Source organism: Mesorhizobium sp. P2_D6 (assembly GCF_056404315.1).
This window is the reverse complement of sequence record NZ_JBFUEG010000003.1, coordinates 235,375-248,050: the sequence shown is the minus strand read 5'-3', so window position 1 is coordinate 248,050 and position 12,676 is coordinate 235,375. Positions and strand designations below refer to the sequence as shown.

Here is a 12,676-nt window from a genome sequence, read left to right as displayed (position 1 = left end):
GATTGTCCGGGCGGTTGCCGCCGCGGGGTAGCCAGCAAGGAATTGCGAGCAAGCATATGGCCGGACAGGGCGAAGAGGCGAGCCGGAATCTGACGGGCGTCTGGAGCGGGCGCTATTTCTATCCGCGCGAGCTGGCGCCGGTCTCGTTTGTCGCGACGCTGATCGAGACCGCAACCAGCTTGACGGGGGCGACCCACGAACCGGCCGGCCCGGCGACCGGCACAGTGAGATACGCAACCCTGCAGGGGCAGCGCGACGGCAATGCCGTCTCCTTCATCAAAACATATGACAATGGCGGGTCGAACGTGGATCCGATCGACTACAGCGGCATTCTGAACGGCGATGCCACCGAGATCGCGGGCACCTGGCGCATCCTGGGAAGCTGGTCCGGCAAATTCCTAATGATCCGCTCGCCGGGCAAAGTCGCTGCCGTCGCCCGCAAGGTGGCGGAGCGGGTCTGAGCTGTATCTGCCTGGTTCGCCTTTGCAATCATCGATATTTCATTAGCCGGCTTCTCCCTTTTCATTGCTTTCGTTTTGAGCTACAAACAAGAAAAACGAAAACGGGAGGTTCTTAGTGTATCTGTCACCGCGTCACGCCGAAATCATCCAGATGGCCAAAGACCATGGTCGCGTGCTGGTCGACGATCTGGCCACGCATTTCAACGTGACGCCTCAGACCATCCGCAAAGATCTCAACGATCTCTGCGACCAGCGGTTGCTCACTCGCATCCATGGCGGCGCCTTGTTTCCGTCCGGCATCGAGAACATGGAGTACGAGGCGCGCCGCAAGATCGCCGCGGACGAGAAGGAGGCGATCGGCCGCGCGGCGGCCAGGCTGATCCCGGACAACGCTTCGTTGTTCATCAATATCGGCACCACGACCGAGTCAGTCAGCAAGGCGCTGCTCGATCACACCGGGCTCATGGTCATCACCAATAACATCAATGTTGCCAATAGGATGCGCATTTATCCTTCGATCGAGGTGGTGATCGCCGGCGGCGTCGTGCGCGGCTCCGATGGGGGCGTGGTCGGCGAGGCGGCGGTCGATTTCATCCGCCAGTTCAAGGTCGACTATGCCGTCATCGGCGCCTCGGCGATCGACCATGATGGCGCGCTGCTCGATTTCGACTTTCGTGAAGTGAAAGTGGCGCAAGCCATCATCGCCAATGCCCGGCATGTCATCCTGGTTTCCGACCAGACCAAATTCGAACGCACCGCGCCGGTTCGCATCGGACATCTGTCGCAGGTCAACACCTTCATCACCGACCGTTGCGACATTCCTTCGGTGCGCAAGATCTGCGAGGAAGCGGAGGTTCAATTGATCGAAACGTCGCTCGGCTAGCGGCTTTCGGGGCCTCTATTACCTGGCTGTGATATTTCGTTTGACATTCGTTATCATTTCGAAATAATTCCGTCACGGTTTCGCAAAACACCAAAAATGCTGCAATGCGAAATCGGTGGAGGAATTTTTGGACGCATCTCCGATCCATGACATCTTTGTCATTGGCGGCGGTATCAACGGCTGCGGCATTGCCCGCGATGCGGTTGGCCGCGGCTTCTCGGTGTTTCTCGCCGAGATGAATGATCTCGCCAGCGGAACCTCCTCCGGCTCGACCAAGCTGATCCATGGCGGCTTGCGCTACCTCGAATTCTATGAATTCCGGCTGGTGCGCGAGGCGCTGATGGAGCGCGAGATTCTCTGGAAGAACGCGCCCCACATCATCTGGCCGATGCGGTTCGTGCTGCCCTATGCCAAGGGCCTGCGCCCGGCCTGGCTGATCCGGCTCGGCCTTTTCCTCTATGATCATATTGGCGGCCGCAAATTGCTGCCGGCGACCCGCACACTCGACATGGCCAAGGACCCGGCTGGCAAGCCGCTGAAGCCGCTGTTTCACAAGGCGTTCGAGTATTCCGACGGCTGGGTCAACGATGCCCGCCTGGTGGCGTTGAACGCACGTGATGCCGCCGACCGCGGCGCCACCATCCGCACCCGCACGAAGGTGGTCTCGGCGCGGCGCGAAGGCGATATCTGGGCAATCCGGCTGGAGGATCTGGCGACCGGAAAGGCCGAGGAAGTCAAGGCCCGGCTGCTGGTCAATGCCGCTGGTCCGTGGGTCGACCACGTCCTGTCGACCGCGGTCGGCCAGAACGACGTCCACAATGTCCGCCTCGTGCAAGGCAGCCACATCGTCATCAAAAAGAAGTTCGATGACCCGCGCGCCTACTTCTTCCAGAACAAGGACGGGCGCATCATTTTCGCCATCCCCTACGAGGAAGAATTCACGCTGATCGGCACCACTGACCAGGACTATCTCGGTGATCCGCACGACGTGAAGATCAGCGACACCGAGATCGACTATCTCTGCGCAGCCGCGAGCGAATATTTCGCGCAGGCCGTCAAGCGTTCCGACATCGTGTGGACCTATTCCGCCGTGCGGCCGCTCTATGATGATGGCGCCTCGAAGGCGCAGGAAGCGACCCGCGACTATGTCCTGAAAGCCGATGGCGGGAACGGCGCGGCCCCGATTGTCAACGCCTTTGGCGGCAAGATCACTACCTATCGCCGGCTGTCGGAATCGATGCTGGAAAAGATCGAGGGTTTTCTGGGCAAGCGCGGCAAGCCGTGGACCGCGAACGCGCCGCTGCCGGGCGGCGATTTTCCGGCCACCGGCTTCGATGCCGAAGTGGCGAAACTGAAAACCGCCTATGCGTTCCTCGACGCGCGGCTCGCCCGCCGGTTGACCCGGCTCTACGGCACCCGCGCCAGAATGCTGTTGGGCCTCGCCAAGTCGAATGCCGACCTTGGCCGCAACTTCGGCGTCGATCTTTATGAGGCCGAGGTGCGCTATCTCGTTCAAAACGAATGGGCTGTCACCGCCGAAGATGTATTGTGGCGCCGGACCAAGCGTGGCCTGCATCTCAGCCGCGAGCAGGCGGCGGCACTCGACGAATTCATGCACGGAATAAGCCGGCGCCATGTCGCGGCTGCGGAATAGGGAAGGCTGTTGATGCACAAAGCCTGGGAGGAGGCATCATGCTGGAACTGAGAAACGTGACGAAGACGGTCGGCGCGTCGGAGCATATCCGCGACGTGTCGCTGGCGCTTCAGCACGGCTCGCTCAACGTTCTGCTCGGACCGACGCTATCCGGCAAGACCAGCCTGATGCGGCTGATGGCCGGCCTCGACGTGCCGACCTCCGGTTCGGTCTGGTTCGACGGCCAGAATGTCACCGGCATGCCGGTGCAGCAGCGCAAGATCGCCATGGTCTACCAGCAGTTCATCAATTACCCCGCGATGACGGTCTATGAGAACATCGCTTCACCGCTGCGGGTGGCCGGCACCGACCAGGCCAAGATCGACAAGGAAGTCCGCAACGCGGCAGCGCTTCTGAAGCTGACGCCCTATCTCGACCGCACCCCGCTCAGCCTGTCCGGCGGCCAGCAGCAGCGCACTGCGCTCGCCCGCGCTATCGTCAAGAACGCCAGCCTGGTGCTGCTCGACGAGCCGCTCGCCAATCTCGATTACAAGCTGCGCGAGGAGTTGCGCGCCGAGCTGCCGAAGATCTTCGCCGCCGCCGGCACCATTTTCGTCTATGCCACGACTGAGCCGCACGAGGCCTTGCTGCTCGGCGGCAACACGGCGACGCTGTCGGAGGGACGCATCACCCAGTTCGGCCCGACCATCGACGTCTTCCGCAAGCCGATTGACCTGGTGACTGCAAGGACCTTTGCCGACCCGCCGCTCAACACCATCGTGCTGGCAAAGAAGGGCCCGGATTTCCTGCTCGAGGGCGGCGTCAAGCTGCCGGTGCCGGCCGAACTCGCCGGCATCGCCGACGCCAATTATACGATCGGTTTCCAGCCGCATCATCTGTCGCTCGAGCGGCCCAACGCCGCCGCCGTGCCGGTCCGCGCCAAGGTGACGATCACCGAGATCACCGGTTCGGAAAGCTTCATCCATCTCGATTTCGCCGACGCGCGCTGGGTCATGCTGACCCATGGCATCCGCGATTTCGAGCCCGACGCAGAGATCGAGGTGTTCATCGATCCGCGCCACATCATGGTCTTCGACAGCAACGGCAGCGCCGTCGCCGCATCGAAGCTGGCGGCTTGAGGGGGGAAGAGATGGCGCGCATCGACGTCAACCATGTCCGGCACTCCTACCTGCCCAACCCGCAGAAGGATGCCGATTTCGCTCTGAGGGAAGTACACCACACTTTCGAGGATGGCGGTGCCTATGCGCTGCTCGGGCCGTCCGGCTGCGGCAAGACCACGCTGCTCAACATCATTTCGGGACTTTTGCATCCTTCGCACGGAGAGCTGCTGTTCAACGGCAAGGACGTCACCAATTTGTCGACGCAGGAGCGCAACATTGCGCAGGTGTTCCAGTTCCCGGTCATCTACGACACCATGACCGTTTACGACAATCTGGCCTTCCCGCTGCGCAACCGCGGCGTGCCGGAAGCCGACGTCGACCGCAAGGTGCGCGAGACGCTGGAGATGATCGATCTGGCGTCATGGGCGAAGAAGAAGGCGAGGGGCCTGACCGCCGACCAGAAGCAGAAGATTTCGCTTGGCCGCGGCCTGGTGCGCTCCGATGTCAACGCTATCCTGTTCGACGAGCCGCTGACCGTCATCGACCCGCATATGAAGTGGGTGCTGCGCTCGCAGTTGAAGCAGCTGCACCGCCGCTTCGGCTACACCATGGTCTATGTCACCCACGACCAGACCGAGGCGCTGACCTTCGCCGACCAGGTCGTCGTCATGTACGACGGCGGCATCGTCCAGATCGGCACGCCGGCCGAACTGTTCGAGCGGCCGCGCCACACCTTTGTCGGCTATTTCATCGGCTCGCCCGGCATGAACGTCATGCCGGTGGCGATCGAGGGCAAGACCGCGACCATCGGCAGCCAGCGCATCGAGCTGCCCGGCGCGCCCAAGACCGGCCCAAACACCGGCAATGGCGCCATCGAACTCGGCATCCGCCCCGAATATGTCCGGCTTGGCCGCGACGGCATGGCGGTGAAAATCAGCAAAGTCGAGGATCTCGGCCGCCACAAGGTGGTGCGCGCCAGCCTCGAAGGCCGCGAGATTGCTGCCGTCATCGGCGAGGATGAGAGCGTTCCCGCCGAACCGAAAGTGCGCTTCGATCCGGCCGGCATCAACATCTATGCCGATTCCTGGCGCGTCGAGATGGGGGCATAGATGGAAAAGACCTGGAACAACAAGGCCTGGTTCCTGGTGCTGCCGGTGCTGGTGCTGGTGGCGTTCTCGGCCGTCATCCCGCTGATGACCGTCGTCAACTATTCGGTGCAGGACACGTTCGGCAACAATCAGTTCTTCTGGGCCGGCACCGAATGGTTCGAGGAGCTGCTGTCCTCCGACCGCTTCTGGGAAGCGATGGTGCGTAACCTGATCTTCTCCTTCATCATCCTGGCCATCGAAGTGCCGCTCGGCATCTTCATTGCGCTCAACATGCCGAAGAAGGGCTGGGGCGTGCCGGTCTGCCTGGTGCTGATGGCGCTGCCGCTCTTGATCCCGTGGAACGTTGTCGGCACCATCTGGCAGGTGTTCGGCCGTAACGACATCGGCCTGCTCGGCTACTACGTCAACGCGCTCGGCATCGACTACAATTACGTCCAGGACCCGTACGACGCCTGGGTCACCATCATCATCATGGATGTCTGGCACTGGACCAGCCTCGTCGTGCTGCTTTGCTATGCCGGCCTGGTCTCGATCCCCGACGCCTTCTACCAGGCGGCCAAGATCGACGGCGCTTCGCGCTGGGCGGTGTTCCGCTACATCCAGCTGCCGAAGATGCAGCGCGTGCTGCTGATCGCCGTGTTGTTGCGCTTCATGGATAGCTTCATGATCTACACCGAGCCGTTCGTCGTCACCGGCGGCGGCCCCGGCAACTCGACGACCTTCCTGTCGATCGACCTCGTCAAGACCGCGCTCGGCCAGTTCGACCTCGGCCCGGCGGCGGCGATGTCGCTGGTCTACTTCCTGATCATCCTGTTGTTGTCGTGGGTGTTCTACACCGTGATGACCAACTACGACGCGGAGCGCTGAGATGAGCGGCGCCAACGAGAGAGCTGACCGAGTGAGCGAGACGACAGCCGAGAGCAAACTGGCGAGCACGCTCTCGCAGGAGCAGGTCGCCCGGCTGATGCGCAAGCGCGGCGAGGAATCGCGCTGGTGGTGGATCGTGCCGACGGTCTACATCATCGTGCTTTTGCTGCCGATCTACTGGCTCATCAATATGAGCTTCAAGACCAATGCCGAGATCGTGTCGTCGCTGACGCTCTACCCGCATCAGCCGACGCTCGCCAACTACGTCACCATCTTCACCGACGCCTCCTGGTATTCGGGCTACATCAACTCGATCACCTATGTGGTGATGAACATGGTGATCTCGGTGGCGGCGGCACTGCCGGCGGCCTACGCCTTTTCGCGCTACCGCTTCCTTGGCGACAAGCATCTGTTCTTCTGGCTGTTGACCAACCGCATGGCGCCACCGGCGGTGTTCGCGCTGCCATTCTTCCAGCTCTATTCGGCCTTCGGCCTGATCGACACCCATATCGCCGTCGCTCTGGCGCACTGCCTGTTCAACGTGCCGCTGGCGGTGTGGATCCTCGAAGGCTTCATGTCGGGCGTGCCGAAGGAAATCGACGAGACCGCCTACATCGACGGCTATTCGTTCCCGCGTTTCTTCGTGAAGATCTTCATGCCGCTGATTGCCAGCGGCATCGGCGTCGCCTGCTTCTTCTGCTTCATGTTCTCATGGGTGGAACTGCTGATCGCGCGCACACTGACCACCACCGATGCCAAGCCGATCGCCGCCACGATGACCCGCACGGTTTCGGCCGCCGGCATGGACTGGGGCCTGCTCGCCGCCGCCGGCGTGCTGACGCTGATCCCCGGCGCGCTCGTCATCTGGTTTGTCCGCAACTACATCGCCAAGGGCTTTGCCCTGGGGAGGGTGTGACCATGAACCTCGACCTCACCTGGATGGCGTGGACGTGGCCGACGGCGGCGTTCTTCGGCACCATTCTTCTGCTGCTGTGCGGCATGGCGTTTTGGGAATTTGCCTCGCCGGGCGGCAATCCGCGCGTCGGCGTCCTGCGCTTCGAGACGACGCGCGGCGACCGCCTTTTCCTGTCGCTGCTTGGCAGCGCCTTTATCCATCTCGCTTGGCTGGGTCTTGTCGGATCCAACCTGTGGTGGGCTCTCGCTCTCTCCGTGGTCTACGCCGTCGGCGTGTTCCGCTACGTATAGAGGGGGAAACTGTTGGAGCGACCGCGTGCCGGCGGCCGCTCCAGATCGCACTTGAAACCTAAATGTGGAGGAAACCTATGCGACGGCAATTTTTAACATCTACGACCGCGCTTGTCCTGTTGCTCGGGGCAGGCAACGCCTATGCCGGAATGGACGAGGCAAAAGCGTTCCTGGACAAGGAAATCGGCCCGCTGTCGACGCTCTCGCGCGCCGACCAGGAAGCCGAAATGCAGTGGTTCATCGATGCCGCGAAGCCTTTCGCCGGCATGGACATCAAGGTCGTCTCCGAAACCATCGCCACCCATTCCTATGAATCGCAGGTGCTGGCGCCGGCCTTTTCGGCGATCACCGGCATCAAGGTGACGCATGACACCATCCAGGAAGGCGACGTCGTCGAGAAGATCCAGACCCAGATGCAGACAGGTCAGAACCTCTATGACGGCTGGGTCAACGATTCCGACCTGATCGGCACCCACTGGCGCTACCAGCAGGTCCGCAACCTGACCGACTGGATGGCGGGCGACGGCAAGGACGTCACCAATCCGAACCTCGACCTGAAGGATTTCATCGGCACCTCCTTCACCACGGCGCCGGACAAGAAGCTCTACCAGCTGCCCGACCAGCAGTTCGCCAACCTCTACTGGTTCCGTTACGACTGGTTCAATGACGAGAAGAACAAGGCAGACTTCAAGGCCAAGTACGGCTACGACCTCGGCGTTCCCGTCAACTGGTCGGCCTATGAGGACATCGCCGAGTTCTTCACCGGCCGCGAGATCGACGGCAAGAAGGTCTATGGCCACATGGACTACGGCAAGAAGGATCCGTCGCTCGGCTGGCGGTTCACCGACGCCTGGTTGTCCATGGCCGGTAACGGCGACAAGGGCATCCCGAACGGTCTGCCGGTCGACGAATGGGGCATCAAGGTCGATGAGAATTCGCGTCCTGTCGGCTCCTGCACCGCGCGCGGCGGCGACACCAACGGCCCGGCTGCCGTCTACTCGATCCAGAAGTACCTCGACTGGCTGAAGGCCTACGCTCCGGCCGAGGCCCAGGGCATGACCTTCTCCGAATCCGGCCCGGTTCCGGCGCAGGGTGCGGTTGCCCAGCAGATCTTCTGGTACACCGCGTTCACCGCGTCGATGGTCGACGCCGGCGCCAAGGCGGTGATGAACGACGACGGCACGCCGAAGTGGCGCATGGCGCCGTCGCCGCACGGTGTCTACTGGAAGGACGGCATGAAGCTCGGCTATCAGGACGTGGGTTCCTGGACGCTGATGAAGTCGACGCCGACCGACCGCGCCAAGGCCGCCTGGCTCTACGCGCAGTTCGTGACGTCGAAGACCGTTGACGTGAAGAAGAGCCATGTTGGTCTCACCTTCATCCGCGAGAGCACGATCCACGACAAGAGCTTCACCGAACGTGCTCCGAAGCTCGGCGGCCTGATCGAGTTCTACCGCTCGCCGGCCCGCGTCCAGTGGTCGCCGACCGGCACCAACGTGCCTGACTATCCGAAGCTGGCACAGCTCTGGTGGCAGGCGATCGGCGATGCGTCCTCGGGCGCCAAGACGGCGCAGGAGGCCATGGACTCGCTCTGCGGCGAACAGGAAAAAGTCATGAGTCGTATCGAAAAGTCGGGCGTCCAGGGCGATATCGGCCCGAAGATGGCCGAAGAGCATGACCTCGCCTACTGGAACGCCGACGCAGTCAAGAAGGGCAATCTCGCGCCTCAGCTGAAGATCGAGAACGAGAAGGAAAAGCCGGTCACCATCAACTACGACGAACTGGTGAAGAGCTGGCAGAAGTAAGCTTGGCGTACGCGCCAGGATCATAGTGAACGGGGAGGCGGCATCTTGCCGTCTCCCCTGTTTGTATAAGCGAGCTACCGGGAGGACGAATGACCGGACACATCCTTGCGATCGACCAGGGCACGACATCGACCAGGGCGATCCTGTTCGACGGTGAGATGAAGGTTGCCGGCAGCAAGCAGCAGGAATTCACCCAGCATTACCCGGCCTCCGGCTGGGTCGAGCACGACCCGGAGGACATCTGGGCAACCGTCGTCGCCACGGTCAAAGGCGCGCTAAAAGCCGCCGGCCGCGAGGCGTCCGATGTGGCGGCGATCGGCATCACCAACCAGCGCGAAACCGTCGTCATCTGGGACAAGGCGACAGGCAAGCCGATCCACAATGCCATCGTCTGGCAGGACAGGCGCACCGCGCCGCTCTGCCAGAAGCTGAAGAAGCAGGGGCTGGAAAAGACATTCACCAAAAAAACCGGCCTGTTGCTCGATCCCTATTTCTCCGGCACCAAGATCGCCTGGATGCTGAACAAGGTGAAGGGCGCCAGAAAACGCGCCGAAAAGGGCGAATTGCTCGCCGGCACCATCGACAGTTTTTTGATCTGGCGGCTGACCGGCGGCAAGGTTCACGCAACCGACGCCACCAACGCCTCGCGTACGTTGGTCTACAACATCGAGAAAAATGTCTGGGACGACGAGCTGCTCTCCATCCTGCGCATCCCGGTCGCGATGCTGCCTGAGGTCAAGGATTGCGCCGACGACTACGGCGTGACGGAGAAAAGCCTGTTTGGCGCCGGGATAAAGATCCTCGGCGTGGCGGGTGACCAACACGCTGCGACCATCGGCCAGGCCTGTTTCGAGCCGGGCATGATGAAATCCACGTACGGCACCGGCTGCTTCGCGCTGCTCAACACGGGCGCCGATCTGGTGCGCTCGAAGAACCGGCTGTTGACCACCATCGCTTACCGGCTGAACGGCAAGACCACCTATGCGCTGGAAGGCTCGATCTTCATCGCCGGTGCTGCCGTGCAATGGCTGCGCGATGGCATCAAGGTGATCGGCAAGGCCGAGCACAGCGGCGTGCTGGCGGCCGAGGCAGATCCCACGCAGAATGTCTATCTGGTGCCGGCTTTCGTCGGGCTGGGCGCGCCGCATTGGGACGCCGAGGCGCGTGGCGCGATCTTCGGCCTGACCCGTAATTCAGGCCCGGCGGAGTTCGCCCGCGCCGCACTCGAATCCGTCGCCTACCAGACGCGCGACCTGCTCGACGCCATGCGTAAGGACTGGAAAGGGGCTTCAGTCAAAACCGTGCTTCGCGTCGATGGCGGCATGGTGGCCTCCGACTGGACCATGCAGAGGCTGGCCGACATTCTCGACGCGCCGGTCGATCGCCCGACCATTCTGGAGACGACGGCACTGGGCGCCGCGTGGCTCGCCGGCTCCAAGGCGGGTGTGTGGCCAAAAGCGAAGGACTTTGCCAGGAGCTGGGCGCTCGAGCGTCGGTTCAAGCCGGACATGGATGCAAGTGTGCGTTCGGCAAAACTGGCGGGCTGGCGCGATGCGGTGCGCCGGACGCTAAGCGCGCGATAGATCGGCGAGCCGCGAAATGATTAGGTTTTGCTGAGCGAGGGGGCATGAGAAGTCCAGATTGGTATCCTGCTTGGCGCGAGGAGGCTGTCGACCAGCTGAACGCGAAGAACAAGCGACTCGAGGGCGACTTCAACCTGGGTAACTGGTCCCGCTACGACTATGATCTGACATCCGGAAAGCTTCTCTTTTCAGACCAGAACGTCGTCAGAGTTGTCGCCGAAATCCAGATTGCAGGTAGCACGAGCGCGAAGGCCAGCAACTGGCTTTGGGCCTGGTCGAACTCAAACCTGCCTAGCGAACTGCTTGTCGACGCAAAGCTGGTTCGATCGTTCGGAGAGAAGAACGGCATTAAGGAGCTGGCGCAGGCCTATGTGACGGATGCTCAAGACGATCTGGAAGTGCTCGGTTGGGAATTGTCCGCGACCATGGTTCGAATTTGCGACGCTCTTGGAGCTTACCGGTCTCCGCGCGGAGAAGGCGGTGGTCTCTATCTGGTCTTGAAGAGCATTGGTTGGGCGAGTTGAACTGAACCGCCGCTCCCTGTGACAAGCCATATAGAAAAACCCGCGCCGTCTCGGCGCGGGTTTTTACTCATACTCGTCAGCTACTGGTACTCACCCTTGGATCAGTAGGGCGAATTGCACTGCCGCCGAGGACCGTAGTTCGGCTGGTAGGTGTTGTCCGACGCGCGATACGACCGGTAGCGGTCATAGCACCACTGCACATGCGAATCGCCGCCCCGGTAGACGCGGTTCTGGTTGTTGTTGACGATCGCGCCGGTAATCAGCGCGCCGGCAATGAATGCACCAGCCGGGAACCAGAAATCACCGTGACGGCGATAGCCGTGGCGGTAATGGCGCGAGCCGCGATGGCCGTTCCAGTAGGCACCGTCATTGTTGCTGCGCGAGAAATTGCGGTCGCCGTTGAAGTTGCGGTTTTTCATCCACGGCCTGTAGTCGACCGCCTGCACATCGGACGAAGCCGACGGGGCCTGCGGCGCAATCATTTGCGTGGCGCCGGCCGGCACGGCCGCGGAAGCTGCGAAAGAAGCTGACAATGTGGCCGCCAGCATACCCGATACGATCTTGTTCATGATCTTCTCCTTAAAAAGGGTGGTTGACGTCCCTTGTGGGGAGAGAACGGCCCGGCGGTGCGAAGGTTCCCCGCCAGAACATTAAGTTGCTGATTTGCAATGTTTCTCCAGTCAACCGGAGAAGAAAATACCCATCTCGCGCGCCTGCAGATTTTGAAGCGGCGACCTCATTGCGGGAGCGGCTCACCGAGCGTCCTGCCAAGGCAATTTGCAGGGCGTCAGGCGATGGCAGAAACCTCGGTGAAAGGGCCATCTTTTTCCGGTTGACCGGTCGCGGCACTCTCCCTATGTTCCGCGCAATTTCGAGGGCGGCCTTTAGAGCCCGCGGGAGCGCGTAGCTCAGCCGGTAGAGCAACTGACTTTTAATCAGTAGGTCTCGGGTTCGAACCCCGACGCGCTCACCAAAAACGAAACTAAATCAAGGTATTGCGGGAGGTGAGGGCGGTCTTTCGTGCCCGCCTGAAAGCGTGTCCGCACTATGTCCGAAGCAGAGTCTGGATCTCCGCTCTAATCGAGTGACGTTGATTTCCAAGGGTTCCCTGCCACACTTCGCTGGTCCATGCGACATGGTAGGGGAGGTGCCGACAAAGCTGGAATCAGATCAGGAAGCCATAGCTCGTATCTTGGAGATCCTGCTCGGCAATGGGCTGGGTAGCGCGCGCTTCGATTCATCGCAGGATGGCGCCGGTTTGCTGCATATGGCAGACGCAGATCAGGCAATGAATACCTTCGATGACGTCCTGAAATGGATGGCCGACGAGGGGCTGATTCGAGTGGCGAACAGGTATCCAACACTTTCGAGCGGAACTACATGGATGGCGTCGAGTTAACGTCGAAGGGGCTCGAAGCCTTGAACAGAAAACCGTCTAACCACGAGAAGTCGGTCGCCGAGACACTTTCCGGGACGAACGGGGA

At 61.5% G+C, this 12,676-nt stretch carries 13 protein-coding genes and 1 tRNA gene; 13 read left to right on the top strand and 1 reads right to left on the bottom strand.

The genetic code is table 11. The annotated features are described in order from the left end of the window. Window positions 1-56: 56 nt before the first annotated feature. From AC1D1L_RS07550 to AC1D1L_RS07500, 11 genes are all read left to right on the top strand, one after another. Window positions 57-461 (top strand): hypothetical protein, encoded by a 405-nt coding sequence (locus tag AC1D1L_RS07550; RefSeq protein WP_477340174.1) that lies wholly within the window; start codon window positions 57-59, stop codon window positions 459-461. A 115-nt stretch (window positions 462-576) separates the two neighbouring features. Beyond that, window positions 577-1,344 carry a DeoR/GlpR family DNA-binding transcription regulator gene (locus AC1D1L_RS07545; RefSeq protein ID WP_023670971.1) on the top strand — a complete coding sequence of 256 codons (768 nt, stop codon included), beginning with the start codon at window positions 577-579 and terminating at the stop codon, window positions 1,342-1,344. A 127-nt stretch (window positions 1,345-1,471) separates the two neighbouring features. Beyond that, window positions 1,472-2,998, top strand: coding sequence for a glycerol-3-phosphate dehydrogenase (glpD, locus tag AC1D1L_RS07540; protein WP_477340172.1), 1,527 nt, complete (start codon window positions 1,472-1,474; stop codon window positions 2,996-2,998). Window positions 2,999-3,036: 38 nt separating this feature from the next. Then, window positions 3,037-4,116, top strand: a complete 1,080-nt coding sequence (locus AC1D1L_RS07535) for an ABC transporter ATP-binding protein (RefSeq protein ID WP_477340170.1) — start codon at window positions 3,037-3,039, stop codon at window positions 4,114-4,116. An 11-nt stretch (window positions 4,117-4,127) separates the two neighbouring features. Continuing rightward, a complete protein-coding gene (locus AC1D1L_RS07530) occupies window positions 4,128-5,207 on the top strand; it encodes an ABC transporter ATP-binding protein (protein WP_477340168.1) in 1,080 nt (359 codons plus the stop codon). After that, complete coding sequence (locus AC1D1L_RS07525; RefSeq protein ID WP_454574966.1) at window positions 5,208-6,074, top strand: carbohydrate ABC transporter permease; 867 nt, start codon at window positions 5,208-5,210, stop codon at window positions 6,072-6,074. It begins immediately after the preceding gene. 1 nt (window position 6,075) lies between these two features. After that, on the top strand, window positions 6,076-6,990 hold the full coding sequence (locus AC1D1L_RS07520) for a carbohydrate ABC transporter permease (protein ID WP_477340166.1): 915 nt from the start codon (window positions 6,076-6,078) through the stop codon (window positions 6,988-6,990). 2 nt (window positions 6,991-6,992) lie between these two features. Next, the gene (locus tag AC1D1L_RS07515) at window positions 6,993-7,280 is read left to right on the top strand and encodes a DUF2160 domain-containing protein (protein WP_023693410.1); all 288 of its coding nucleotides are present in this window, start codon (window positions 6,993-6,995) and stop codon (window positions 7,278-7,280) included. Window positions 7,281-7,357: 77 nt separating this feature from the next. Beyond that, entirely contained in the window at window positions 7,358-9,085 is a 1,728-nt protein-coding gene (locus tag AC1D1L_RS07510; RefSeq protein WP_477340164.1) for an ABC transporter substrate-binding protein, read from the top strand. Between the two features lie 89 nt (window positions 9,086-9,174). Beyond that, window positions 9,175-10,668 (top strand): glycerol kinase GlpK, encoded by a 1,494-nt coding sequence (glpK, locus tag AC1D1L_RS07505; RefSeq protein ID WP_477340162.1) that lies wholly within the window; start codon window positions 9,175-9,177, stop codon window positions 10,666-10,668. Window positions 10,669-10,712: 44 nt separating this feature from the next. Continuing rightward, entirely contained in the window at window positions 10,713-11,192 is a 480-nt protein-coding gene (locus AC1D1L_RS07500) for a DUF6882 domain-containing protein (protein WP_477340160.1), read from the top strand. Between the two features lie 101 nt (window positions 11,193-11,293). Here the strand turns inward: AC1D1L_RS07500 and AC1D1L_RS07495 are convergent, their stop codons facing one another. Beyond that, window positions 11,294-11,761 carry a BA14K family protein gene (locus AC1D1L_RS07495; RefSeq protein WP_477340158.1) on the bottom strand — a complete coding sequence of 156 codons (468 nt, stop codon included), beginning with the start codon at window positions 11,759-11,761 and terminating at the stop codon, window positions 11,294-11,296. 328 nt (window positions 11,762-12,089) lie between these two features. Here AC1D1L_RS07495 and AC1D1L_RS07490 point away from each other — a divergent pair. Then, a tRNA-Lys gene (locus AC1D1L_RS07490) sits at window positions 12,090-12,165 on the top strand. Window positions 12,166-12,339: 174 nt separating this feature from the next. Further along, window positions 12,340-12,591: a hypothetical protein gene (locus tag AC1D1L_RS07485; RefSeq protein WP_477340156.1), complete on the top strand. Its 252-nt coding sequence runs from the start codon at window positions 12,340-12,342 to the stop codon at window positions 12,589-12,591. Window positions 12,592-12,676 lie beyond the last annotated feature (85 nt).

Coding starts and splice junctions, on each gene's coding strand:
- AC1D1L_RS07550 (WP_477340174.1), top strand. CDS start 57: ATGGCCGGACAGGGCGAAGAGGCGAGCCGGAATCTGACGGGCGTCTGG.
- AC1D1L_RS07535 (WP_477340170.1), top strand. CDS start 3,037: ATGCTGGAACTGAGAAACGTGACGAAGACGGTCGGCGCGTCGGAGCAT.
- AC1D1L_RS07530 (WP_477340168.1), top strand. CDS start 4,128: ATGGCGCGCATCGACGTCAACCATGTCCGGCACTCCTACCTGCCCAAC.
- AC1D1L_RS07525 (WP_454574966.1), top strand. CDS start 5,208: ATGGAAAAGACCTGGAACAACAAGGCCTGGTTCCTGGTGCTGCCGGTG.
- AC1D1L_RS07520 (WP_477340166.1), top strand. CDS start 6,076: ATGAGCGGCGCCAACGAGAGAGCTGACCGAGTGAGCGAGACGACAGCC.
- AC1D1L_RS07515 (WP_023693410.1), top strand. CDS start 6,993: ATGAACCTCGACCTCACCTGGATGGCGTGGACGTGGCCGACGGCGGCG.
- AC1D1L_RS07510 (WP_477340164.1), top strand. CDS start 7,358: ATGCGACGGCAATTTTTAACATCTACGACCGCGCTTGTCCTGTTGCTC.
- glpK (WP_477340162.1), top strand. CDS start 9,175: ATGACCGGACACATCCTTGCGATCGACCAGGGCACGACATCGACCAGG.
- AC1D1L_RS07500 (WP_477340160.1), top strand. CDS start 10,713: ATGAGAAGTCCAGATTGGTATCCTGCTTGGCGCGAGGAGGCTGTCGAC.
- AC1D1L_RS07495 (WP_477340158.1), bottom strand. CDS start 11,761: ATGAACAAGATCGTATCGGGTATGCTGGCGGCCACATTGTCAGCTTCT.